The sequence below is a fragment of the Acinetobacter sp. Ac_3412 genome (genome assembly GCF_013072675.1).
In the GTDB taxonomy this organism is placed as follows: Bacteria; Pseudomonadota; Gammaproteobacteria; order Pseudomonadales; family Moraxellaceae; genus Acinetobacter; species Acinetobacter higginsii.
Genome location: NZ_LXUJ01000009.1, coordinates 175,713 through 201,068, shown reverse-complemented (window position 1 = coordinate 201,068; position 25,356 = coordinate 175,713). Strand labels below are relative to the sequence as shown.

Below are 25,356 nucleotides of genomic sequence, written 5' to 3'. Positions count from 1 at the left end.
AAATTCGGTCTTAGACAGAGTTTACTCATTCTTTTAAGGTATAGACAAGAGATAAACCGATGAAGTTATGAATCGCTTCCGCTAGATTCCAGCTGCCCATATTCATCCTTATCGGTTCAAACCACAACACTCGCCACATTCAACTTATTAGGATATCGAGACGCTTTTAGCGCAACTCGATGACTTCCACAGTTTTGGAAAGTCGGAGAACGGACATGCCACGTATTCCTGTAATCAATACCAGCCATCTTGACCGCATTGATGAATTACTGGTCGATAATATCGACACAGGTGAATTTAAACTTCATCGTTCAGTATTTACCGATCAAGCCCTATTTGACCTTGAAATGAAATACATTTTCGAAGGCAATTGGGTTTATCTTGCGCACGAAAGCCAAATCCCCAATAACAACGATTTCTACACCACTCATATTGGTCGTCAACCTGTCATTATCGCCCGTAACCGTAACGGCGAGCTGAATGCCATGATCAATGCCTGTTCGCATCGTGGTGCCCAACTCTGCCGTCATAAACGCGGTAACAAGGCCACTTACACTTGCCCTTTCCATGGTTGGACCTTTAACAACTCAGGCAAACTCCTCAAAGTTAAAGACCCAAGTGAAGCAGGTTATTCAGATTGCTTTAACCAAGACGGTTCACATGACCTGAAAAAAGTTGCACGTTTTGAGAACTACAAAGGTTTCTTGTTTGGCAGTCTCAATCCAGATGTGCCTTCACTTGAAGAATTCTTGGGTGAAACCAGCAAAATCATCGACATGATTGTTGACCAATCCGAGCATGGTCTAGAAGTTCTGCGCGGTACCTCCTCTTATACCTATGAAGGAAACTGGAAACTGACGGCGGAAAATGGTGCCGATGGTTATCACGTTTCAGCCGTGCACTGGAACTATGCCGCAACCACACAACACCGTAAAGAGACCCAAGCTGCCGATAATATTCGTGCCATGAGCGCAGGTTCTTGGGGCAAGCAAGGGGGTGGTTCTTATGGTTTTGAAAATGGTCATATGCTGCTATGGACGCAATGGGCCAATCCAGAAGATCGCCCAAACTTCCCGAAAGCAGATGAATATACCGAAAAATATGGTGCAGCCATGTCGAAATGGATGATCGAACGCTCGCGTAATCTGTGTCTCTATCCAAACGTATATTTAATGGATCAGTTCGGTTCGCAAATTCGGGTATTACGCCCTATCTCAGTCGATCGAACTGAAGTGACGATTTATTGTATTGCACCGAAAGGTGAAGCCCCAGAGGCGCGTGCACGTCGTATTCGTCAATACGAAGATTTCTTTAATGCCTCAGGCATGGCCACACCTGATGACCTAGAGGAATTCCGTGCCTGTCAGGCTGGTTATGCAGGTATCGCACTGGAATGGAATGATATGTGCCGTGGTTCTAAGCACTGGATTTATGGCCCCGATGATGCAGCCAATGAAATTGGACTTAAACCGATGTTAAGCGGCATTAAAACCGAAGATGAAGGCCTCTATCTGGCACAACATCAATACTGGTTGCATACCATGAAACACGCCATTGTCGCTGAGAAGCAAATCGCGGCTCAAGGAGAAAACGCATGAGTATTCAAGATCAAAGCAGCTTGGAAAATATTGCCCAATTTCTCTATCGCGAAGCACGCTTTTTAGATGATGAACAATGGGATGATTGGCTCAATTGCTATGCGCCTGAAGCCAGTTTTTGGATGCCAGCGTGGGACGACAATGATCAATTGACTGAAGATCCGCAAGCTGAAATCTCGCTGATTTATTACCCAGATCGCCAAGGACTGGAAGACCGTGTATTCCGCATCAAGACCGAACGCTCTTCTGCCACCATGCCTGATACCCGTACTTGCCACAATATTGCCAATGTTGAAATCGTAGCGCGCGACGGAGATAAACTCACGGTTCGCTTCAATTGGAATACCTTGAGCTTCCGCTATAAAACCACCTATAGCTACTTTGGCATGTCACGTTATGTCATTGATTGTTCGAGTGATGAACCGAAAATCCTGAGCAAATATGTGGTGCTTAAAAATGACTATATCAATCAAGTGATTGATATCTACCACCTGTAAAAAATAGGTCTCCTCAGCCAAATGGACTGTTGGTTGGGGTCCAAATTTAAATTATTTTGTAGGATACGTCTCATGTCAAACCACAATGTAGCACTTCAATTTGAAGATGGTGTGACACGTTTTATCAGTGTTACTCAAGGCGAAACCCTGTCTGATGCAGCTTATCGCCAAAAAATTAATATCCCGTTAGACTGTCGTGATGGTGCCTGTGGTACTTGCCGTGCATTCTGCGAATCTGGCAGTTATGACATGCCAGAAGAAAGCTATATCGAAGATGCCCTCACCCCTGAAGAAGCTGAGCAAGGTTATATTTTGGCATGCCAATGCCGTCCAAACTCAGATGCTGTATTCCAAATTCAGGCCTCATCTGATGTATGTAAAACCGAAATTCATTCTTTCCAAGGCACATTGGCTCGGGTCGAAAATCTTTCTGACTCAACCATTACCTTCGATATTCAACTGGATGAAGGTCAGCCCGATATTCACTTCCTTGCAGGACAGTATGTCAATGTCGCTATTCCTGAAACAGGTGAAACCCGTTCATATTCATTTAGCTCAAAGCCGGGCAATCGCTTAACAGGCTTCGTGGTGCGTAATGTCCCAAATGGCAAAATGAGCGATTTCTTAAGCAAGGCCGCGCAGGCAGGCGATAAGATGAGCTTCACAGGCCCATTCGGCAGTTTCTATCTGCGTAATGTCACTCGTCCTGTGCTGATGCTGGCAGGTGGAACAGGCATTGCTCCTTTTATGTCGATGTTGCAGGTGCTTGAAGAAAAAGGTTCAACCCAACCTGTACGCTTAGTCTTTGGCGTGACCAACGATTTTGATTTGGTGGCTTTGGAGAAACTGGCAGAATTACAGACGCGATTCCCTTGGTTTGAATATCGGACTGTGGTTGCCCATCCAGACAGCCAGCATGCACGTAAAGGCTACGTCACGGGTCATATCGAATCTGAATGGCTAAACAGTGGCGATGTTGATGTGTATCTGTGTGGTCCTGTCCCAATGGTCGAAGCAGTCCGTAGCTGGTTAGATGCTGAACAGATCAAGCCTGCCAATTTCCTGTTCGAAAAGTTCTCTGCGAATTAATAGCTACAGGAAAATCAAGCCATGTCTCAAGTTCAAAGATTTAAGCATAAAGTGGTGATTGTCACAGGCAGTGCTCAGGGCATTGGCCGTGGGGTTGCACTACAACTGGCGGCAGAAGGTGCGCAACTGGTCTTGGCCGATCGTTCTGATTATGTGCAGGAGGTACTAGCCGAAGTCAAAGCCTGGGGGGCTGATGCCATGACCATTCAAGCCGATCTGGAAAGCTTTGCAGGTGCACAAACTGTGGTTGCCAAAGCCATTGAACATTTTGGTCGAGTCGATGTGCTGATCAACAATGTTGGCGGCGCAATCTGGATGAAACCTTTTCAGGAATTCTCTGAACAGGAAATTATCAAGGAAGTGAATCGCTCGTTGTTTCCAACTTTATGGTGCTGCCGAGCGGTCTTGCCTGCAATGATTCAGCAACAGGCAGGTGTGATCGTCAATGTTTCATCGATTGCGACTCGCGGGATTAACCGTATTCCCTACTCTGCCGCCAAAGGTGGCGTTAATGCACTGACGGCATCGCTGGCCTTTGAACATGCCAAAGATGGAATTCGCGTCAATGCCATTGCCACAGGCGGCACCGAAGCCCCACCTCGCAAAATACCGCGTAATAGCAACCCACTCAGTCAAAATGAAAAAGACTGGATGCAGCAGGTCGTCGATCAAACCATAGACCGTACCTTTATGGGACGCTATGGCAATATTGAGGAACAGGTCAAAGCGATTGTCTTTGTTGCATCCGATGATGCCTCCTATATCACGGGCAGCGTCATTCCCGTGGGAGGTGGAGATCAGGGTTAGCCCTGATCTTTTTGCATTTTAGATAAAGTACAGGATGTGCATGGAGGCCATCACCCAATGACAACTTTACTCAAAACATTAAAACAAGATTGGTCCATTTCAGCCACAGTTGCGGGTTTTCTTGCGGTTCTGATTTCCTATTCAGGACCACTGATTATTTTCTTTCAGGCAGCGCAACGTGCCCATGTCTCGACAGAGATGATGGTGTCATGGATTTGGGGAATTTCAATTGGTGCTGCGGTCGCTGGGATTTATCTTTCAATTAAATATAAAACCCCCGTGATTACCGCTTGGTCTGCACCCGGAACGGCCTTATTGGTCACGCTATTTCCTGATATTTCGCTAAATGAAGCCGTCGCCGCCTATATCACTTCTGCGATTGTAATTTTTCTGATTGGAATCACAGGCTGTTTTGACAAACTACTGAAATGGATTCCTCAAGATGTTGCCGCAGGCATGATGGCAGGCATCTTGTTTCAATTTGGCATTAATCTATTTACAGCCACAGATCGCATGCCGCTGATTGTATTTAGCATGTTGATTGTGTTTCTGATCGCGAAACGACTGATGCCGCGCTACACCATGATTTGGGTATTGGCTGCTGGAATTTTCTTGAGCTTGATTCTGGGTAAAATGAATCCTGTAGAGATCAGTTTTAACCTTGCTATTCCACAATGGATCAGCCCTGAATGGACATGGAGTTCGACCTTAAATCTGGCGCTGCCCTTAATCCTCGTGAGTCTGACAGGTCAGTTCTTGCCGGGTATGGCGATTATGAAACTGAGTGGCTATGACACGCCTGCCAAACCGATTATCAGTGCTACCAGTATTGCCTCTCTCACTGTGGCTTGTGTTGGCGGTATTACCATCGTGCTCGCGTCCATTACAGCAGCGTTATGTATGGGTAAAGATGCACATGAACTGAAAGAAAAACGTTATATCGCAGGGATTGCCAACGGGATTTTTTATATTCTCGGCGGACTGTTTGCGGGCAGTATTGTGATGCTATTTAGCTTACTACCGAAAGAATTGGTTGCGGCTTTAGCGGGTTTGGCCTTGCTCGGTGCAATTTCCACCAATATTGCCGTTGCTATGAAAAATGACCAACAGCGTGATGCCGCACTGATTACCTTTCTGGCGACCGCTTCAGGCATGCATTTTTTAGGATTAAGTTCGGTGTTTTGGGGCATTTGTATTGGGGTGATTGCTCATTTCATTCTCACTCAACGCACAGCAACACAATCCGCTTAATAAAAAGAGAACAACTCCCCAGACTCTCCGCCTTGCTGTCGAATAACAGACTGCTTTGCCCACTAAAGCTGAGCAATCAAAATTCAGTAAGGCAATTTTTTAAACTTCACTCTAAAGTCTCCCCCTCATTCAACTTAATTAAATGCTCATCATTATTTTTATTATTTTAACCAATAGGTAAAATAAAATATCCAGACTTATTTTAATCACACCATAAGTTTATTTAGTGATTTTTAAATTATAAAAAATAAGATTAAAACATCATAAAATAGTTAAAATTCTCACCATTTAATATTTCAACCATATTTAAAAAGAAATTAAATCAAAAATAATAAACACATAAATTTCAATGTATTAAGTAAATAAAATCACAATACCTTAAAGACATAAAGATATATCAATTAGGTTTTTGACTCTCACCCAATAACAAAATAGCTTAATAAAAAATAACTCGGTACTTCACAAATTGGAGGTGAAGCAATGGATACACATAAGGTCAATATTAATGACATTATTGATAAAGCCCGTTTTACGGCATTTCACTGGAAAGTATTAATCTGGTGTCTCATCATTATTATTTTTGACGGTTACGATCTGGTGATTTATGGGGTCGCCTTACCTTTGTTGATGCAGCAATGGTCACTGACTGCCGTGCAAGCGGGATTGCTTGCCAGTGCAGCTTTGTTTGGGATGATGTTCGGTGCCATGATTTTTGGCACGCTCTCAGACAAACTGGGGCGTAAAAAAACCATTATGATCTGTGTCACTTTATTCAGTGGCTTCACCTTCTTAGGTGCTTTTGCAAAAAGCCCCACTGAATTTGCCATTTTACGTTTTATCGCAGGGCTTGGCATTGGTGGTGTGATGCCGAATGTCGTGGCTCTGATGACCGAATATGCACCGAAAAAAATCCGCAGTACCTTAGTCGCACTGATGTTTAGTGGCTATGCCATTGGCGGGATGAGTTCTGCCTTACTGGGCGCATGGTTAGTCAAAGACATGGGCTGGCAAATCATGTTTTTAATTGCAGGTATCCCGCTGTTACTACTACCTGTGATCTGGAAATTTCTGCCTGAATCACTGGCTTTCTTAGTGAAATCGAATCATCACGATCAAGCCAAAATGATTGTCAGTAAAATCGCACCTGAAACAGAATTAAGCAATCATTCAGAACTGGTTCTAAATGAAAGTACCACGACCGATGCACCTGTTCGTGCCCTATTCCAACAAGGTCGTAGTTTTAGCACCTTTATGTTTTGGGTGGCCTTCTTTATGTGTCTATTGATGGTCTATGCATTGGGTAGCTGGTTACCAAAACTGATGCTACAGGCGGGTTATTCTTTAGGTGCCAGTATGCTATTCCTGTTTGCACTGAATATTGGAGGTATGGTTGGCGCGATTGGCGGTGGTGCATTAGCGGATAAATTCCACTTAAAACCCGTGATTACCAGCATGTTTGTGATCGGTGCTGCTGCCCTAATCTTACTTGGTTTTAATAGCCCACAATTTATTTTATACAGCCTGATTGCAATCGCAGGCGCAGCCACGATTGGCTCACAGATTCTGCTCTATACCTTTGTGGCGCAATTCTACCCAACCGCAGTACGTTCAACCGGTATGGGATGGGCTTCGGGTATTGGCCGAATCGGTGCCATCATCGGCCCTGTGCTCACTGGTGCTCTGCTGACCTTTGAATTGCCTCATCAAATGAATTTTCTCGCCATCGCGATTCCCGGCATTATTGCGGCTCTCGCCATCTTCTTGGTGAATTTAAAAGTCTCGGTTGCAGCTCAACCTGCGACGAGCTTTAACCCACAATCTTCACTGACTCAGCAATAAAACCATGTGCGCCGAGGACTGGCGCACTGACTTCGGATATGGATTATGAAATTATTACAGCGCTTTTCCCTTACGCGTTTAACGGTTGCAACCCTATTATTGACAATAGGCAACTGGTCTAGCTCGGTTGCTTTGGCTGCGGAGACAGCTCAGTCAACTCAAGATCAATGGAAATTCACACTTAAAAATGCCTATATTAATCGTGACTATGACAATCCAAACCTGAAAGATACAGGCAGTTGGTCACAGGCAGCCTCTTTATTCTACAAATCAAATATGCAGGATACCCCCCTACAAATCGCGGATAAAGCAATCACCATCGGGGCGGATGCTTCGGTGCAATATGCGGTACGTTTAAGCAAAGACAAGCATGTCGCAGATACGGTGTTGCCCTTTGATCCCCAAACCCAATCACAAGCGTCTGACTATTTAAAATATGGTGCGACCCTCAAACTGGGTTATGACAAAACACTGCTCAGTGTCGGTGAACTCTGGCTGGATCTTCCTGTGACGGCGGTAGATGCCAGTCGCCAGTTATTGGCATCGTATTGGGGCACCAATTTAAAGTTACAACTTTCTGATCAGCTCTATGCCGAAATAGGCCGAGTCACCAAAGTGTCACCGCGCAACGAAGAAGATTTTAAGAAATTTTCTTTTACTGCCAATGGCAAAACTGAATATTCTGATGGTTTGAATTATCTGGATCTACGCTATCAACTGACGCCATCGCTGAAGGCCGAATATTACTTTGGTAATTTAGAAGACCTCTACAATAAACATTACCTTGGGCTAGACCATACATGGAAACCAGCCAACTTCTCACTGAATTCTAAGTTTAAATATTTCAATGCCAAAAATGACGGTAGCAACTTTGATATTGATGCGCAAAATATTGGAATCTTGGAAATGCTGAAAGTGAATAATCAGTCTTTTGGTTTGGGCTATCAACAGATTATCGGGGAATCGGCCTATCCTTTACCTGATGGTTTCCTGCCTGAAACCTATTTTATCAACTGGAATGCCACAGGCTTCTTTAAAAAGAATGAAAAGTCATATCACCTGATGTATGGCTATGATTTTAAGGACTATGTGCCTGGGCTGAATGCGATGGTGAAATATGTCTATGGTCATGATTTTAAGGCAGCCAATGGTGACAAAAATCATGAAACCGAGTCCAATATTATTGTGAACTATGCTTTTCAACAACCTTATCTCAAAGGCTTTGCACTGCAATACATCCGCATTGACTATGATGTGAAACACGGCAATGACTTTGGCGAAGACCGTTTATTCGTGAACTATAGTAAAAAATTCTAAGTCTTAGTCTGTCAGTTAACTAAACAATTTTTCCCCCTAGAATAAAAAGAGAACTTCATTTGAAGTTCTCTTTTTATGTCTCACACGTTCAATCAAATAGATTAAATTTGTGATTGAATATAATTCTGCAAACCAATCAATTCAATTAAACGTAATTGTTTTTCTAACCAATAGGTATGATCTTCTTCTGTGTCAGAAAGCTGCTGACGCAACATATCACGGCTAATAAAATCGCCTTTTTCTTCACACAGTTTAATACCCACTGCCAATTTTTCACGCACATGGTATTCAAGTGCCAAATCCGCTTTTAAGCAACTGACAACATCGTTACCCACATTGATGTCTTCACGATTCATATTTGGTTGAGCACCTAAGAACAACACACGACGAATGATTGAATCCGCATGAGAAGCTTCTTCTTGCATTTCATGGTCAATACGCTCGTAGATTTTGCTCAAGCCCCAATCTTCGTACATTCTTGAATGAATTAAATATTGATCACGAGCAGCCAATTCACCGCCAATGAGCATATTTAAATAGTCGATGACTTCTGGATTGCCACGCATAATACTTACTCCTATCGAATGACAATATTATGGCCAAGTTACAATAGAATTGCAAAAACAAAAGTGTGTAAGTTTATGATTTTTATAAAATTAAAATGAGAAACATACGCATTTACAGTTCTAATTAGCCCAATTTATCTAAATAAAATAAGCCTTTGCATATCATTTATCACTTTAAAAAGAGATAATCCTATTGAAAATCATTTGTTTGATTTTTTGTAACCATTAGCAATGCTTCTTATTCCGCTGATGTTTTGATCAAAAAATCATAAAAAATGACTGCTCAGCTGTTGTTTGTTTGAGCAAAATTCGGTAAATAACAGCAATCACAAAAACATAATGTGGAAACCACAATGGATAAAAGCAAACCAATTTTGGTCACTGGTGCGACGGGTTATATTGCAGGCTGGATTATTGAACGTCTGTTGAATCAAGGCTATACAGTTCATGCCACAGTGCGTGACCCATCAAAGAAAAATAAGATTCAGCATTTATATGATCTGGCAGATCAATCTTCTGGGAAGATTAAATTTTTTAAAGCAGATTTGCTTGAACCGCGTTCATTTGATGATGCAATGCAAGATTGTGAAATCGTGATTCATACCGCATCTCCATTTGTGGTGACCAATTATAAAGATGCAGTCAAAGACATTATTGAACCTGCGGTGAAAGGCACAGAAAACGTATTAGACAGCGTCAATCGCACTGAATCGGTCAAACGTGTGGTGCTGACATCAAGCATTGCTTCAACCTATGGTGATGCAGTTGAGATTCAAAATACCGCCAATAATGAGTTTGATGAGAGCCACTGGAACAATACCAGTAGCGAAACCCATCAACCCTATCCTTATTCAAAAGTTGCTGCCGAGCGCAAAGCATGGGAAATGGCTGAACAACAGAACCGCTGGGATTTAGTCTGTATTAACCCCGCCTTAGTGATGGGGCCTTCCCTTACTGACGCCAGTCAGTCAGGTAGTATTGAAGTATTACAACAGTTTGGTAATGGCACTACCTTGTTTGGCGTACCGCCAATGTGGAATGGTATTGTCGATGTCCGTGATGTTGCCGATGCGCATGTGGCTGCGGCATTGAACCCACAGGCACAAGGCCGTTATATCATTTGTGGTGGTACACTCAGCTTGTTAGATATGGGCAAAGCACTCACACAAAAGTTTGGTTATAAATTCCCCTTCCCACACTTTACTGTGCCAAAGACTGCTTTTGCTTTTGTAGCACCTGTTCTCGGTCATTCACGTGAGTTTGTAAAATTGAATATGGGCTATCCAATTTATTTTAATGCGCAACGTAGCGTCAAAGAACTCGGCATTGAATATCGCGATGTGCGTGAGAGTGTCTGTGAGCATTTCCAGCAATTGCTGGATGATGGCATTGTGAAAAAATATATTTAATATCAGAAAAAAGGCGGCATAAATGCCGCCTTTTTTATCAGTTCGTACTGACTCTAAATTTAAATAAAGAATCAGACTTCATACTGCTGCAAAAACTCTAAAAACTCTTGCTCATTCAACACTCGAATTTCAAGTTTTTGCGCTTTATCCAGCTTACTACCTGCTTTCTCACCAGCAACCACACATTTGGTTTTACTAGACACACTACCACTGACACGGGCACCCAAGGCTTGAAGTTTCTGCGTTGCTTCGTCACGCCCCATACTTTCCAATGTACCTGTCACCACCCAACTTTCGCCATTTAAGGGCTGGCGTGTCGGTGCAGTCGGTGCATCCCAATGAATGCCTGCTGCCATTAAACGATCTAAGACTTCGACGTTATGTGGTGCTTGGAAAAAGTCGGCAATCCATTCTGCGGTAATATCACCGACATCAGGGGTTTTCTTCAGTGCTTCAATATCCGCAGCTTTCAACGCTTCAAGCGTCTGGAAAGTATTGGCGAGCATACGTGCTGTGGTTTCACCGACACCGCGAATTCCCAAGGCATAGATAAAACGCGCCAAAGTGGTTTTCTTGCTCGCTTCAATCGCATCAATCAAGTTCTGAACTGATTTCTCACCCATTTTTTCGATGGTCAATAAGGTGTCACGATGCTCATGCAAATGATAAATATCAGCCACATCTTTGAGCAAGTCGAGATGCAAAAGTGACTCGACCCAACGATCACCCAAGCCCTCAATATCCAGCGCTTTACGTGAAACAAAGTGACGAATGGCTTCGATCCGTTGTGCTGCACAATACAGGCCACCTGAACAACGTGCTAAGGCCTCACCTTCTGGCATCACCACGGGTGAATCACAAACTGGACAATTGGTCGGAAGATGAACCATCTCCGCATCGGCAGGTCGGAACTCAGCCCAAACTTTCTCAACTTTTGGAATCACATCACCGGTACGGTAGACACTCACAGTATCGCCAACACGCACATCTAAACGATGGATTTCACCAATATTATGCAAGGTCACATTTGATACGGTTACCCCACCAACAAAGACGGGTGCTAAACGCGCGACAGGTGTTAGTGTGCCTGTACGCCCCACTTGCCAATCAATATTTTCAACTTTGGTGAGTGCAGCCTGAGCTGGGAATTTATAGGCCGTTGCCCAACGCGGTTCACGACTCAGAAAGCCGAGCTGTTGTTGCTGTTTAAGGCTGTCCACCTTAATGACCATGCCATCAATTTCAACCTTGAGATCTGGTCGTTCTTGTTGAATCTGTTCATAACGTTGTTGCACTTCTTCAATCGAAGCACACAGGAATTGACGCTCAGCAATTTCAAAACCAAATCGGGTTAACCAGTGCAGGCTATCATGCATGGTTTCAAGGCCATGATTGGGCTGACATTGCGCAATTCCATAAGCATAGAACGCCAATGGACGTGAAGCTGCAATATTTGGATCAAGCTGACGCAAGCTTCCTGCTGCAGCGTTACGCGGATTGGCAAAGGTCTTATCCCCTTTGGCTTCTTGATCGGCATTGAGCTTTTCAAAGCCTTGCTTTGGCATCAATACTTCACCACGAACTTCCAGAAATTCTGGAATCGCTTGATGCTGACTGGATAGGACTTTCGGCAAATTCCGAATGGTTTTAACATTCTGGGTAATATCCTCGCCTGTCTCACCGTCACCACGAGTGACACCACGAACCAAGACACCATTTTCATACCACAGTGAAATCGCTAAACCATCGAGTTTCAGTTCGACGTCATACTGGACTTGTTGATTCGGTAAACGTTCATCAATACGGCGGGCGAAAGCGAACAGGTCTTCCTGATTAAAGACATTGCCCAATGACAGCATCGGCACGGCATGCGTCACACTTTCAAATTTTGATAGCGCTTGACCACCGACTTTATTGGTCGGTGTATCCGCCTGAATGCACTCTGGATATTGTTGTTCTAAGGCTTTCAGTTGATGAAATAAATGGTCATATTCACTATCAGAAATGGAGGGCTGGTCCATCACATAGTAAGCATGATTGTGTTTTGCAATCAGTTGAATCAACTGACGCATTTGCTCAATGACTGAGTTGTGTTCCATTTAAATTTCACCATATAAAAGGGCGGAAAAACCGCCCTATAATTTTTACTAAATTTAGTATATCGAACCTGAGTTAGACATGAAATATGATACTCAGAAATGTCATCTGCAACCTGCGTGATTTAAACAAGATAATGTTTTTGCAATAGAATCACTTTAATGAAAGTAGTGAACAGGTTTTGCAGATGACAATGGTTTTGCTTACTTTTGCCGAAACAAAAGTAAGTCGAACCGAAGGTTTAACCTAAAATAGGATGAGAACCTAACATGACTCCGTTAAGTTCTTTATTTTCAAATTTAAAAACATGTTAATCAGTTTATGAAGAAACAACTAATTAAACTGCTGCCTGATTTGGACGATAATCAATCACATGATGACGCCAATGCTCTTTCAACTGCGGCGTAAACTCTAAATTGTTTTCATCATAGACCTTACCATCGACTTCACGCGCAATTAAGCCTGCAATACTGGTCATCATGTCATAACCTGTAACCGCTTTGCTATTTGGTAAGGCCAAGAAGAATGCAAGACCTTGCACCTGTTCGCCCGATAAAGTTTCCAAATCAAAACCTGCAGGACCATTATCTGTCATACGCAACACAGAGAACATCAAGGCACTTGGCTCATCGGTATTTTCATAACGATGGAAACACGACATTTCACCGAAACGCAGACCGTACTTCAATAATACTTTGAGTGCTTTATCGCCAGATAAGGCACGACGTGGATTTGGATAAACATTCAGGGCAATGATTTGCTCTGCGGTTGCTAAAGCACTTTCATCATCATAGCGTTGCTGTTCATGTAAATGCACATCCAGAATATTACTTTCGCCATCAAACTCTTCAATCGCGACAGTTTCAATATTTGGATTTAAGCTCAGCTCAGCTTCCGCTTTGCTTTCCTCTGCTTTCTCTGTAGCTTCTACATTTTCAGAGACCACTGTTGTTTCTGCTTCGGCTGCTACTGTCTCATCTTTTCGAGCCGCTTCAACCTCTGCTACAGCTTCAACAATCTCATCTGTTTTAGCAGTTTGTTCGATTTCCGTCGTTTTTGTTTCAACACTAGTCGCCTCAGCTACTTGCTCTGCTACAGGCTCGACTACAATTGCTTCGGTATTTAAACTTGGCTCAACACGCTCAGTTGTAGTCACTACTTCATTTTGTAAAAGCTGGTCACGTACATGACGTGGAATCACAGGCTGCTGACTCTCAGGATTAATATATAAATCTGCTTCTAATGACGGCTCAACTGGTTTTGGTTTTCTTAAAATCATGATTAAACCAACGAGCATAATCGCAACGGCGGCAACAATGCCTATTATTGTATTCATTTCCATACTAAGACTCCGCAACTAACCCGTATTCTTTTGCCTGTTCTAAATCGACAGTCACTAATTTTGATGTACCTGGCTCTGGCATGGTGACTCCAAGTAAATCAGTTGCCATTGTCATCGCCAATTTATTATGTGTAATGTAAATGAATTGCACTTGTTCAGAAAGCTCTTTTACCAAATTACAATACCGTTGTACATTGGCATCATCAAGTGGCGCATCAACTTCGTCCAGTACGCAGAACGGTGCAGGGTTCAATCTAAAGATTGCAAACACCAAAGCCAAAGCGGTTAAGGTCTTTTCACCACCTGAAAGCAAGGCCAAGGAACTGTTACGCTTGCCAGGTGGACGTGCCATCAGTTTGACCCCAGACTGCCAATCATCTTCAAGGCTTAGAGTCGCTTCACCACCACCAAACACCTTTGGAAATAGCAGTTGTAACTCTTGATTGACCTGATCAAAAGTCGTCATAAACAGTTTACGGGTTTCCTGATCAATGCTTTTCATCGCATCTTTGAGCTGATCAACCGTATTTTGTAGATCCTGCATCTGATGACTCAACTCATCAAAACGTTGCGACACTTCCTCATATTCCAATGAAGCCGCCAAATTGACTGCACCGATTTTCTCGAATTGCTGCTGGGCTTTTTCCAGTTTCTGCTGATGATCTTTAATTTCAATTGACAGATCAGATAAAGCTTCCGCATTAAGTTCTTTCAACTGTTCCAGATAATGTTCACGATCTGATTTCGCCGCCTGCCAAGCCAAGCGCTTTTGTTCCAGCTGCTCGCGCACCTGCTCATCTTTTTGTTGGGCTAGATGGCGTTGTTCCGTCAGTTGCTGCTGTTTCTCTTGCACTTGATTGAGTTCAAGTTGCCATTCATTCCAGGTTTTTTGCAGCTTTTCGGTTTGCTGGAATTGCTGTTGGAATTGCGATTCCAAGTTTGGTAGCTCAAGCTGAATCGGATCAACAAACTTCTTGGCCTGCTCGATTTGTTCAATGATTTGACGATATTGCGTTTTCAGGAACGAGATATCTTTCTCTAACAATTCAATTTGTTGATTGGCTTGCGAGGTTTGACGACGTAAAGCTTCACGTTGCTGCTGTTGCTGACTCAACTGCTGTTGTTGCTCATCCAACTGTTCATTCAAGTTTTCAACCTGAAATTGCAAAGTTTTATAATTCGGCAATACAGCTTCTAATTTGATTGCTAATGCATGCAGATCAATTTCTAGATCATCACGCTGCATGGCATCTTCTTCAAGCTGCGCATCAAGTTGTTTCAGTTGATCTGCCAATTGCTGTTGCTGCAACACAAAGGCCTGTGCCGTACTTTGCAGTTTGGCAATTTGCACATCCAGCTGTTGTAACTCTTTTTGCTTTTGTTTCAAACTCTGCTGTTGTTGCTGCAAACGCTGTTGCTGCTGTTGCAACGTTTGCTGCTGTTGAGAAAACTGATGTTCCAAATCAAGCAACTGCGGTTGTTGCTGTGCCAGTTCCTGTTCAATTTCTTCTAAACGGACTCGATGACTGAGCATGCCCTGCGCAGTTTGACTGTCTTCATCATAATGCAGCGCAATCACCCAATCGGCACCAACATGATAACCATCAAGCGTTAAAATGGATTGTGCATGCTGGAGATCCGCTTGACGTTCCAACGCAATCGCTAAATTCTCTGCAACGGCTACATTGGCCCAGAGTGAAGATTGCGGAGCTTCGATCCAATCTGATAGATATTTTAAATCTCCCCTAACCCCTCTTTGAAAAAGAGGGGATGAGAAGCCTTGCTTCGCAAGTCCTTTATCAAAGGGATGAGGAACGGTTGTAGTTCCGCAAGAGGGATTCTTTAACTGTCGTGCAATCCCCTCTTGGAAGGCTTGCCCATTCTCAAGCAACTGCGCTTGCAGCCACTTGGCCAAAAACTTCTCAATAATGCTTGCATGCGCTTTAGCCTGAGCGCTTAAACGTAGGCTTTGCATCAATCGAATTGCATTTTGATCATGCTTCGGACTTTGCTTTGCGACGAGCTGATTTAAGTTCTTTTGTTCAGCCAATAAAACCTGAATCTCAGTTTTCAGGCTCTGCACATCAGCCTTCTGCAACTGTTGTTGATCTTGCTGTGTCTGAACATCCTGCTGTAATTGCTCAATCGCGGTTTCCAACTCAACAATATCTAGTTGAAGTTGTTGTTGCAATTGTTCTAACTGCGCTTGTTCATCATCCTGAACCTGAGCACGAATCTGAGTAGTTTGCGTTTGCAAGATCTGCTTTTGCTGCTCAATCCGCAGTACATTCTTACCGAGCTGTTCAATTTGTGCTGCCATCTGCAACTTTTTTTGTTGTTGCTGATCGACTTGGGTTTTCAGTTGATCAAATTGCTGTTGTGCTTGCTTGTGCTGTGCCTGAACATCAGTAAAATTTTGTTCAGCCGTTTGTGTCTGCTGCTCTAAGGCAAGCAAGCTTTCATTTTGCTCATCAAATTGAGTGCTTAAGGTTTCAACCTGTAATTCAGAGAGTTGCAGACGCTCTTTGGTTTGTACTTTCTGCTGCTCAAGTTGTAGCAAGCTGGTACTGTTTTGCTGGTATAAACTCTGTTTTTGTTCCAAGGTCATTTTTAATTCAGACAGCTTTTTCTCGGCCTGTTGCCATTCATGCTGCAAAGGTGAAGATTGCTGAATTAAGCGTTGGAATAAAGCACTAGTAGCTTCAAGGTCATGTTCAATGGTCTGCGATTCTGAACGAACCAACTTAAAGTTTTCACCCAACGCGGTCATTTCAACCGTATATTCTTGTTGTAGCTTTTGACTTTGATTGGCTTGAAACGAAAGGATTTCAATTTTTAAAGTTCGAATCTGCCCTTCTAAGGTCTTATATTGAATTGCGGCTTCAGACTGGCGTTTTAAACTTCTAAGTTGGGATTTTAGTTCAGCGGCAATATCATCTAAACGCGCCAGATTTTGCTCAGTATGCTCTAAGTGCTGCAAGGTTTCACGACGACGCGCCTGATAACGAGACACTCCTGCGGCTTCTTCAATAAACACACGCATTTCTTCAGGCTTGGCATCGACCAGACGGTTAATCATGCCCTGTTCAATCACGGCATAAGAACGCGGCCCTAAACCTGTACCCAAGAAAATATCAGTGATATCACGACGACGGCAACGTGTGCCATTTAAGAAATATTCAGATTTACCTTCACGCGTGACTTGGCGACGGACAGCCAGCTCGCTATAGGCATTATAAGCGCCACCTAATTTGCCATAGGTATTGTCAAAACGAAGTTCAACACTGGCAACCCCGACAGGTTTGCGTTTGGCTGTCCCGGTAAAAATGACATCCTGCATACTGCCGCCACGCAATTGACGTGCGTTGGACTCGCCCATAACCCAGCGAATTGCATCGATGACATTTGATTTACCACAACCGTTCGGCCCAACCACTGCAGTACGGTTGGCCTTAAAATGTAATGTTGTACTATCGGCGAAAGATTTAAAGCCTGAAAGTTTTAAACTGCTTAAACGCATACTGCCCTAACTAGCGGCGTGAGCGTCTAGCCCAAGCCAATTCAATCTGTTTCATACGTGTCAGAGATTCCAACACAAGGTTGCGCAAGTGTCGACAAAAATCTTCCATAAATAAAGCAGCTTGTTGTGATTTTCGGATCAAAATAGCATCAATCACCAACTTAAACAGGGTAAACGATTCTTGTAGCTCTCGACGTGAGGTATTCAAGGTCAAAAAATAGCTACGGCGTAACGACGGCAGTAGTTCTTTATAGAATTGCATCAAATAGGGATTCGCCACCATTTCATGCTGGTCCGCCAGATATTTAAAGATTGCATCATAAAATTTTTCGATATCGCCCGCACGAACAAACTCGACCAGTTGATCCAATAACGCTTGCAGTTGCTCTGCTTCATTGACTCGCCAGGTTTCACTAATCCGCTGCACAATATGCCCGAGTACCATCACATTGGTATCAAATAGCGCTTTGACCTGTTGCGCTGACATTTCAGAGACGATCGCGCCACGACGCGGAAAAATTTCAATTAAATAAGTCCGTTCCAGTAACAACAGTGCTTCACGAACCGAGCCTCGACTGACATCTAATTCTTTGGCAATGCGCAACTCTTGAATGCGTTCGCCTTCAACTAGCTCACCACTAATAATTTGTTCACTAATATACTTTGCAATCTGTTCAGAAAGACTATCAGCCTCTTCGAGATTCATGAGCCCCTCGCTATCTTTGTTATACGCATTGATTCAATGCTGTTTGCGCTTTTTTGTTTTAACTGATCTCGCCCCATAAATTCTATATCATTGTCTGACAATTTTATTGCTTTTTAAGCCAATTGCGCTAAAAAATCGCAATATGATTCTCAATATGTACTAAACACTCAGTTTTTCTATATTGAATATCAAATATTTATGCTTGCGCCTGATATTTAACCACACATCTGAAAAGACATTCTCTTATCGCTTTTTAATTGATACATGTCACAAAAAATAATATTTTCATTAATGGTATCGCATTTTAAATCTCCTACTGAATTGCTCAGTACATACATAGATGAGTCATAACATGGGTGTTCATCAAGCCGTCAATATTGCCATTTTTGGACTCAGTCTCAGAACCTTGAATGAGTTAAAACAACAGGTTCAAACGGCTGTGCCACAGCATGTCCAAATCAATTGGAGCAATATTGCCGAGCCACAGCTCGATATCCTCATGATTAACCAAGTATTTTTTGACTCACCCAATATCAAGAGCCTACTGCAAAACAATAAAATCAATGTACTGAAAATTGCCAATGATGCTGATAAAAATAGCGCCATCGAAGATGACACCTTATTCCTGCCCTTGAACCATCTTCATTCCTTGCATCACTGGCTGAGCCTTCATTTGGATGAACACTTAAATCAAGCATCAGAGAATATCGAAACTGAAGATGTGCCAATCTTTCATCGCAAACAAATTAAAGACGTGTTGCAAGAAATTCAAAATCCTAAGAATGGTAAGATTCAGCTGTTTGATAACCAAGGACTGCTCGCCATTGCCGACCCACGCAATCAATGGCTGTGGCAACATCCTGAATTTTATTCTTTTCAAACCGACCCAAGCCTGAACTATACCTATGCCACACAGAATGATTTGCATTGGATTGCAGATGCAGCTCAGCAAGACTTAAAACAATGGCTTTGGCATTTACTTTGGACCTCTATGGATTTTGAGGAACTCTGTCCAGCTTCTGCCTCAAGTTTTTATCTGCAATTCTGGCCACAACCCAAAAACAAACATGATCGCCAAGATATCTTGCGGATGGCAGCCTGTTTTGCACAAGGTGCACAGATCAGTCTGGTTGCCCAACAACTTAACCTCCCCGAACAGAAAGTCAGACACTTTGTTGCAGCATGCTTGGGTGCACAGTGTGGAACGCTGATTAAAGATCAACAGGCAAAATATCGACCGCAAACTCAGCAAAGTGAAACAGAACAGCATTTTATGAAAAAACTATTTGGTCGCTTACGACATCGTTTAGGCTTTTAATCGAGGATGCTTCTATGATTTTACATCAATATAAAATTGTCTTCGGTGGCACCATGGGTTCAGGTAAATCCACGGCGATCAAAGCCTTGTCTGAAATTGAAGTGCTGAGTACTGAAGCACTCAATACCGATACCGAGTCACATGAAAAGTTACTTACCACCGTTGGAATAGATTATGGTGAATTGACTTTGGATGATGGAGTTAAAGTCGGTTTATACGGCACGCCTGGACAAGACCGCTTTGATTTTATTTGGGCAGTGATTTGCAAAGGTGCAATTGGTACTATTGTGATGATTGACCATTCAGCTGAAAATCCTTTGCTGGATTTAGAGCAATATCTTCAAGCATTTCAGCCCTTTGGTCATAATATTGTGATTGCAATTACCCATATCGACCGTATGCCAGAACGAACTTTATCGATTTATCGTGACTGGCTGAAAGCCAAAGAACTGAATTACCCAATGTTCTTTATCGACGCACGTCAGCAAGATGATGTACTTCTTCTGGTCGAAACCTTGATTGCCACCATTGAAGTACATTATGGTCTTAGTAACTAAAACAAATCAGATCAATCCTTTATAAATAAAATAGCTGCCAACCACCACCAATAGACCTGCAAAACATTTTTTCAGCATGGCTGGTGACAAGCGATGTGCAACTTTGGCGCCAAATTTTGCGGTGATAAAACTCATCACACTGATCCCCAAGAAAGCATAGATATGCACATAACCAATCGTGTTCGGCACTTCAATCTGCTCTTTGGCACCAAACCACATAAAGCCAATTGCTCCCGCAACTGCGATGGGTAAGCCACAGGCTGCTGAAGTCGCCACTGCCTTTTGCATCACCACGCCATGACGATTGAGATAAGGTACGGTGAGACTGCCACCACCAATGCCAAAAATCGCGGATGCCACCCCAATGCCACCACCCGCAGCAAGTTGTAAAGGCGCTGACGGTAAATGACGATTTGGATCAACCACTGCATTTGCACCTCTAAACATCTTGTAAGCCATCCAGACGGCGAAGACACCAATCACCAACTGTAAATGCTGCCCAGACATCAGATCAGCCACACCCGCCCCCAGAAACGAACCGAGCACCAAGCCTGGTGCTAAATTGCGGAACACAGGCCATAACACTGCCCCTTTTTTATGATGTGCCATCACCGAACTGATCGAGGTCACAATAATGGTTGCCAATGAAGTTCCAACTGCAATATGCATAATCACATTCGGGTCATAATTCATTTGGGTAAAGACAATATATAAAATTGGCACAATAATTAAGCCACCACCCACACCGAATAGCCCCGCAGCAAATCCAGCAATTGCGCCAATCAGCAAATATATGATTAACTCCATAAACACATGACCACTCTACTTGTAAAAATGATGGATGATTTCGCAACCCGCCAGCTTCAGCAATTATTGAACGCAAAAAATCAATATCCAGAAGTGGTGCTACTCAAAACAACCACAACCTCGACCAATGATGATATGCGTGAAATTGCGCAAAAAGGCATAACGACAGGATTGGTCTGCAGTGCACTACAAACACAAGGTCGAGGTCAACACCAACGACAATGGGCCTCTCCTGAAGGCAATATTTATTTAAGCACACTGATTCAAAGCAAAACTACACTGGATGGTCGCCTTGCCCTTGAAGTTGCTCTGAATATTTTACAGATGCCAAGCTTGCATGGCTTAACATTACAAGTCAAATGGCCAAATGATTTATATAGCCCACAAGGAAAATGGGGCGGAATTCTGGTTGAACCGCTTTCCCCTCATCAAGCAATTGTCGGTGTCGGCATTAACCTAAACACGCCCCCTGTGGAAAATGCAGATCAACCGATTAGCTCTTTGGAGATGCTCGGTTTAGCCAACATTGATCGTTTAACCCTGATTGCTGAACTGTATACCGCAATCCAGCAGGCAGCACAGTGGTTTGAACACGGTAGTTATAATTTAGCTGAACGTTTTAATCATCATGCGATTTGGCTGAATCAACAAGTTGAATTTGAATATACCCAAGGTAAAGTTCAGGGACTTTTTCAAGGAATTTCCAATGATGGTGCGGTACTGATCAAAACGGATCAAACCCAACAATTCTATCAAGGTCGTTTACGTCTCGCTTCGATTTGAGGAAATGATGATTCTATGAAAAGTTTATGGCTGGATATCGGCAATACCCGCTTAAAATATTGGATCACTGCACATGATCAAGTCATTGAACATGCCGCTGAATTACACCTGCAATCCCCTGCAGATTTATTGCTCGGCTTGATTCAGCACTTCCGCCATCAAAATTTAAGTCGTGTCGGGATTTCTTCGGTTCTGGATTCGGAAAATAACCAACGTATTCACATGATTCTGGATATTTTGGATATTCCGATTATTTTTGCCAAAGTCCATGCTGAATATGCAGGTTTAAAGTGTGGCTATGATGTTCCAAGTCAACTGGGGATTGACCGCTGGTTACAAGTCTTGGCCATGGCAAAGCCAGATGCAAACTTTTGTGTGATTGGCTGTGGCACTGCCCTGACCATTGATCTAGTCGAAGGATTGCAACATCTGGGTGGTTATATTCTGCCCAACTTGTACCTGCAACGAGACTCCCTAATTCAAAATACCAAAGGCATTAAGATTCCGGACTCTGCCTTTGATAATTTAAAACCGGGGCATAATACTGTGGATGCGGTACACCACGGTATTTTGCTGGGCTTGATCAGTACTATTGATCAAATTATGCAGCAATCCCCTAAAAAGCTGATTTTGACTGGCGGTGATGCTGCTTTATTCGCCAAATTCCTCAGCCATTATCAACCCCAAGTTGAATCCGATTTATTGCTCAAGGGCTTACGTCACTATGTTCAACTGAACTCAGCTTTAAGCAAAGTTTGAAGCACCTGCAATAATTGTGGAAACTCACTAAAACCATCTTCTGCCCGAAAATGCCCAGCTTGAGCCACCTCAATCAGTTGGGCATTGAGTAAATTAGAAAATTTAAAAGTCAGTGGCACAGGGATAACAGGATCATTACTGGAAAAGAAAACCAAACGTCTTTGAATATTGGCACGCAATACACCACTCTCAAAAGTTGAATGTTCAATAAAGGTATTGAACTCAGAATCTCGTGAAATCGGATCATTAAAAGCTGCGATAAACACCCCTGCTTTCAATGTCATTTGCTTCAGTTTCTTTGCTAGAAATCGGGCTACGGCAACACAAGATAAACCATGCGCTACCACAATACTCTGCTCATTCAATCCCTTGAGCTGCGCTTCTAAGCAAGTTTGCCAAATCTCAGCTTCTGGATGATTGGCATCAGCAAGAAAAACACGCTCAACCCTAACTTCTTCGCTTTTCAGCTGTTGTTCTAACCATGCATACCAATGCTGTTCTGGATCAGCATTTTCACAATGCAGAATAAATACGCTATTCTTTGAATTATGTGACATACTTAACACTACTTTTCAATGTAAAACATAGACTTATTTTTAATTTTCTTCCTTTTAAAGCAGCTTGAATGTTGATGTTTTGTATTAAATTTATACAGCACGCTCGCATTAAAAAAGGCGCATCAAGCGCCTTTTTAGGATGTATAGAGCTTACTTTTTCTGGTCATTACTGCCAAACAAAGGCCCCATATTACCGCCACCACCACCAAATTGCTTTTGCATATTGCCCAATGATTTCAGCATTTTGCTCATACCCGATGGATTGGCAAATTTCTTCATCATTTTCGCCATTTGCGCCTGTTGCTTGATTAACTTATTGACCTCAGCCACATCCATACCACAACCCGCAGCAATACGTTTTTTACGGCTTGGATTCATTAAGTCAGGGTTACGACGTTCTTTGATCGTCATCGACTGAATAATGGCTTCCATACGCTTAACTTGCTTTTCAGGATTGGCTTTTTCAATCGCATCCTGAATACCTGCATTGCTCATACCAGGCAACTTGTCCAAGAAGCCCATCATGCCGCCCATTTTGCTCATTTGCTCAAATTGCATCAGCATATCTTCAAAGTTGAAGGTACCGCCTTTCTGCAATTTTTTCGCCATTTTTTCGGCTTTTTCTTTGTCGATTTTGCGTTCAACTTCTTCGACCAAAGAAAGGACGTCACCCATGCCCAAGATACGTTGTGCTACACGATCTGGATGGAATGGCTCAAGTGCATCTAGTTTTTCACCAATCCCCAAGAACTTGATTGGCTTGCCTGTGATGGCGCGAACAGAAAGTGCTGCACCACCGCGTGCATCACCATCCGTTTTAGTCAGGATCACGCCGGTTAAAGCCAAAGCATCATTAAAAGCCTTCGCTGTATTGGCAGCATCCTGACCCGTCATCGCATCGACAACGAATAAGGTCTCGGTTGGTTTGACCGCAGCATGTAATTCTTTGATCTCGTCCATCATGTCTTCATCGACATGCAGACGGCCTGCAGTATCGACAATCAAGACATCAGCAAACTGGATTTTTGCTTGCTCAATGGCACGATTCACAATATCAATTGGCTTTTCAGTTGCTTCTGAAGCAATGAAACCCACACCCACTTCATTGGAAACAGTTTCTAACTGCTTGATCGCTGCTGGACGATACACGTCGGCAGAAACGGTCATGACTTTTTTCTTTTGGCGTTCTTTTAGGAAGCGCGCTAATTTTGCAGCCGTTGTGGTTTTACCCGCACCTTGCAAACCTGCAAGCAGAACAACAACAGGTGGTTTTGCACTTAAATCTAGTGTTTCATTGGCCTCACCCATCATCTTGGTGAGTTCATCATAGACAATCTTTACAAATGCCTGACCAGGGGAAAGCTGAGTCATCACCTCTTGACCGAGCGCTTCTTCCTTAACCTTCGCGATAAATTCACGAGTTACAGGTAACGCCACATCGGCTTCAAGAAGTGCCATACGTACTTCACGTAAGGTATCTTTAATATTGTCTTCGGTCAGCTGCCCTGAGCCAGTAACATTTCTTAAACTCTGTGTGAGTCGTTCTGTTAAGGTATCAAACATTGCGAAATCCGCTTAAAATGGCTAGTTGCAAAAAAATCTTTCTTAAAATAGAAAATTTATGCGTAAGATGCTATAGGATACTGTAGTTCGAAGCGAATTTATATCTTATATGGTGAATATTATTCATCCTCCTGCAAAAGGTTTGACATGATCAGTCTCCCCTTGGTTTACACAATTTTGGCACTCATCGCCTATACCAGTTCATTTTGGTATTTGTTTATTCGATTGATGTCAAAACGTAGTCCAAATCTTTGGTGTTATGGTCTTATGGTTGGACTAGGGTTAGTACTGCATAGTACTGTGCTCTACCAAGACATGATGACACCGATTGGGGTGAATTATGATGTCTTTAACCTGATGTCATTTACTTCAGGACTGATGTTAGCGCTGAGTTTGATTTTGAGCCTGATCCGCCCAATTCTGCCACTCAACCTGATCGGTACACCTGTTGCCGCTTTTGGTTTAATCTTAGGTTTTGCCTTTAGCCAACCGAATCAAATTATTGAACAACATAGCTTAGGCTTAGATTTACATATTATTCTGTCATTATCGGCCTATGCAGTTTTGCTCATGGCAACCATTCATGCTGTGTTGCTCTGGTTCCAAGATCGGGAACTAAAAAAGAAACAGAAACGACGGATCTGGGTCAATTTATTACCCCCTTTCCAAGTCATGGAATCCCTGTTATTTGACCTGATTATTACTGGTTTCGGTTTATTGACCGCAGCATTGTTATTTGGTTTCTTTACCATTGATAACTTCTTTGCGCAGCATCTGGCACATAAGACCGCCTTTAGTATCATTTCATGGTTCCTATATGGTGCCTTGCTGATTGGACATTACAAATTTGGCTGGCGCGGCCGTAAAGCTATCCGCTTTACCATTACTGGTTTTGTCCTGCTTGCCATTGGTTTTATGGGCAGTAAATTTGTTTTAGAAATGATTTTAGGGCGCTAGTTTTACATTTTAATAAA

The 25,356-nt window shown here is 42.9% G+C and carries 21 protein-coding genes; 13 read left to right on the top strand and 8 right to left on the bottom strand.

Features of this window, described 5'->3' with window-relative positions; all coding sequences use genetic code 11:
* The first annotated feature begins 215 nt into the window (after window positions 1–215).
* From benA to A7P54_RS09355, 7 genes are all read left to right on the top strand, one after another.
* Window positions 216–1,598 (top strand): benzoate 1,2-dioxygenase large subunit, encoded by a 1,383-nt coding sequence (benA, locus tag A7P54_RS09385; RefSeq protein WP_005191113.1) that lies wholly within the window; start codon window positions 216–218, stop codon window positions 1,596–1,598.
* The gene (benB, locus tag A7P54_RS09380; RefSeq protein ID WP_005312593.1) at window positions 1,595–2,095 is read left to right on the top strand and encodes a benzoate 1,2-dioxygenase small subunit; all 501 of its coding nucleotides are present in this window, start codon (window positions 1,595–1,597) and stop codon (window positions 2,093–2,095) included. Before benA ends, benB begins: the two co-directional genes overlap by 4 nt.
* 72 nt (window positions 2,096–2,167) lie before the next feature.
* On the top strand, window positions 2,168–3,184 hold the full coding sequence (gene benC, locus A7P54_RS09375; RefSeq protein ID WP_171549414.1) for a benzoate 1,2-dioxygenase electron transfer component BenC: 1,017 nt from the start codon (window positions 2,168–2,170) through the stop codon (window positions 3,182–3,184).
* Between the two features lie 21 nt (window positions 3,185–3,205).
* Window positions 3,206–3,991 (top strand): benzoate diol dehydrogenase BenD, encoded by a 786-nt coding sequence (benD, locus tag A7P54_RS09370; RefSeq protein ID WP_171549413.1) that lies wholly within the window; start codon window positions 3,206–3,208, stop codon window positions 3,989–3,991.
* A gap of 57 nt (window positions 3,992–4,048) precedes the next feature.
* Window positions 4,049–5,242: a benzoate/H(+) symporter BenE gene (gene benE / locus A7P54_RS09365; RefSeq protein WP_171549412.1), complete on the top strand. Its 1,194-nt coding sequence runs from the start codon at window positions 4,049–4,051 to the stop codon at window positions 5,240–5,242.
* A 480-nt stretch (window positions 5,243–5,722) separates the two neighbouring features.
* Complete coding sequence (locus tag A7P54_RS09360; protein WP_171549411.1) at window positions 5,723–7,081, top strand: aromatic acid/H+ symport family MFS transporter; 1,359 nt, start codon at window positions 5,723–5,725, stop codon at window positions 7,079–7,081.
* A gap of 45 nt (window positions 7,082–7,126) precedes the next feature.
* Window positions 7,127–8,398, top strand: a complete 1,272-nt coding sequence (locus A7P54_RS09355) for an OprD family outer membrane porin (protein ID WP_171549410.1) — start codon at window positions 7,127–7,129, stop codon at window positions 8,396–8,398.
* 101 nt (window positions 8,399–8,499) lie between these two features.
* Here A7P54_RS09355 and bfr read toward each other — a convergent pair whose 3' ends face one another.
* Entirely contained in the window at window positions 8,500–8,964 is a 465-nt protein-coding gene (gene bfr / locus A7P54_RS09350) for a bacterioferritin (RefSeq protein ID WP_005191131.1), read from the bottom strand.
* A 353-nt stretch (window positions 8,965–9,317) separates the two neighbouring features.
* On the opposite strand from bfr, the gene A7P54_RS09345 reads away from it, so the two are divergent.
* On the top strand, window positions 9,318–10,373 hold the full coding sequence (locus A7P54_RS09345; RefSeq protein WP_171549409.1) for an aldehyde reductase: 1,056 nt from the start codon (window positions 9,318–9,320) through the stop codon (window positions 10,371–10,373).
* A 71-nt stretch (window positions 10,374–10,444) separates the two neighbouring features.
* On the opposite strand, the gene ligA is transcribed toward A7P54_RS09345, so the two are convergent.
* The 4 genes from ligA to A7P54_RS09325 all read right to left on the bottom strand — a co-directional run bounded on the left by ligA (window position 10,445) and on the right by A7P54_RS09325 (window position 18,038).
* On the bottom strand, window positions 10,445–12,472 hold the full coding sequence (gene ligA / locus A7P54_RS09340; RefSeq protein WP_171549408.1) for an NAD-dependent DNA ligase LigA: 2,028 nt from the start codon (window positions 12,470–12,472) through the stop codon (window positions 10,445–10,447).
* 335 nt (window positions 12,473–12,807) lie between these two features.
* Window positions 12,808–13,812, bottom strand: a complete 1,005-nt coding sequence (locus tag A7P54_RS09335) for a cell division protein ZipA C-terminal FtsZ-binding domain-containing protein (protein ID WP_171549407.1) — start codon at window positions 13,810–13,812, stop codon at window positions 12,808–12,810.
* A gap of 1 nt (window position 13,813) precedes the next feature.
* Complete coding sequence (smc, locus tag A7P54_RS09330) at window positions 13,814–17,332, bottom strand: chromosome segregation protein SMC (protein ID WP_171549406.1); 3,519 nt, start codon at window positions 17,330–17,332, stop codon at window positions 13,814–13,816.
* Between the two features lie 10 nt (window positions 17,333–17,342).
* Window positions 17,343–18,038 carry a GntR family transcriptional regulator gene (locus A7P54_RS09325; RefSeq protein WP_004804879.1) on the bottom strand — a complete coding sequence of 232 codons (696 nt, stop codon included), beginning with the start codon at window positions 18,036–18,038 and terminating at the stop codon, window positions 17,343–17,345.
* A gap of 352 nt (window positions 18,039–18,390) precedes the next feature.
* Here A7P54_RS09325 and A7P54_RS09320 point away from each other — a divergent pair, with 352 nt between their 5' ends.
* Together A7P54_RS09320 and A7P54_RS09315 are read left to right on the top strand one after the other, a co-directional pair.
* Window positions 18,391–19,356 (top strand): hypothetical protein, encoded by a 966-nt coding sequence (locus A7P54_RS09320; RefSeq protein ID WP_171549405.1) that lies wholly within the window; start codon window positions 18,391–18,393, stop codon window positions 19,354–19,356.
* A 14-nt stretch (window positions 19,357–19,370) separates the two neighbouring features.
* Entirely contained in the window at window positions 19,371–19,913 is a 543-nt protein-coding gene (locus A7P54_RS09315) for an ATP/GTP-binding protein (protein ID WP_171549404.1), read from the top strand.
* Between the two features lie 6 nt (window positions 19,914–19,919).
* On the opposite strand, the gene A7P54_RS09310 is transcribed toward A7P54_RS09315, so the two are convergent.
* The gene (locus A7P54_RS09310; RefSeq protein ID WP_004804875.1) at window positions 19,920–20,720 is read right to left on the bottom strand and encodes a sulfite exporter TauE/SafE family protein; all 801 of its coding nucleotides are present in this window, start codon (window positions 20,718–20,720) and stop codon (window positions 19,920–19,922) included.
* 6 nt (window positions 20,721–20,726) lie between these two features.
* Here A7P54_RS09310 and A7P54_RS09305 point away from each other — a divergent pair, with 6 nt between their 5' ends.
* On the top strand, window positions 20,727–21,503 hold the full coding sequence (locus tag A7P54_RS09305) for a biotin--[acetyl-CoA-carboxylase] ligase (protein ID WP_171549403.1): 777 nt from the start codon (window positions 20,727–20,729) through the stop codon (window positions 21,501–21,503).
* 15 nt (window positions 21,504–21,518) lie between these two features.
* On the top strand, window positions 21,519–22,262 hold the full coding sequence (locus A7P54_RS09300; RefSeq protein ID WP_171549402.1) for a pantothenate kinase: 744 nt from the start codon (window positions 21,519–21,521) through the stop codon (window positions 22,260–22,262).
* On the opposite strand, the gene A7P54_RS09295 is transcribed toward A7P54_RS09300, so the two are convergent.
* Both A7P54_RS09295 and ffh read right to left on the bottom strand, forming a co-directional pair.
* Window positions 22,232–22,819 carry an alpha/beta hydrolase gene (locus A7P54_RS09295; RefSeq protein ID WP_171549401.1) on the bottom strand — a complete coding sequence of 196 codons (588 nt, stop codon included), beginning with the start codon at window positions 22,817–22,819 and terminating at the stop codon, window positions 22,232–22,234. The two genes, A7P54_RS09300 and A7P54_RS09295, sit on opposite strands and share 31 nt — an antisense overlap.
* Window positions 22,820–22,969: 150 nt before the next feature.
* Complete coding sequence (ffh, locus tag A7P54_RS09290; RefSeq protein ID WP_005205566.1) at window positions 22,970–24,382, bottom strand: signal recognition particle protein; 1,413 nt, start codon at window positions 24,380–24,382, stop codon at window positions 22,970–22,972.
* A 147-nt stretch (window positions 24,383–24,529) separates the two neighbouring features.
* On the opposite strand from ffh, the gene ccsA reads away from it, so the two are divergent.
* Window positions 24,530–25,339: a cytochrome c biogenesis protein CcsA gene (ccsA, locus tag A7P54_RS09285; RefSeq protein ID WP_005205568.1), complete on the top strand. Its 810-nt coding sequence runs from the start codon at window positions 24,530–24,532 to the stop codon at window positions 25,337–25,339.
* Window positions 25,340–25,356 lie beyond the last annotated feature (17 nt).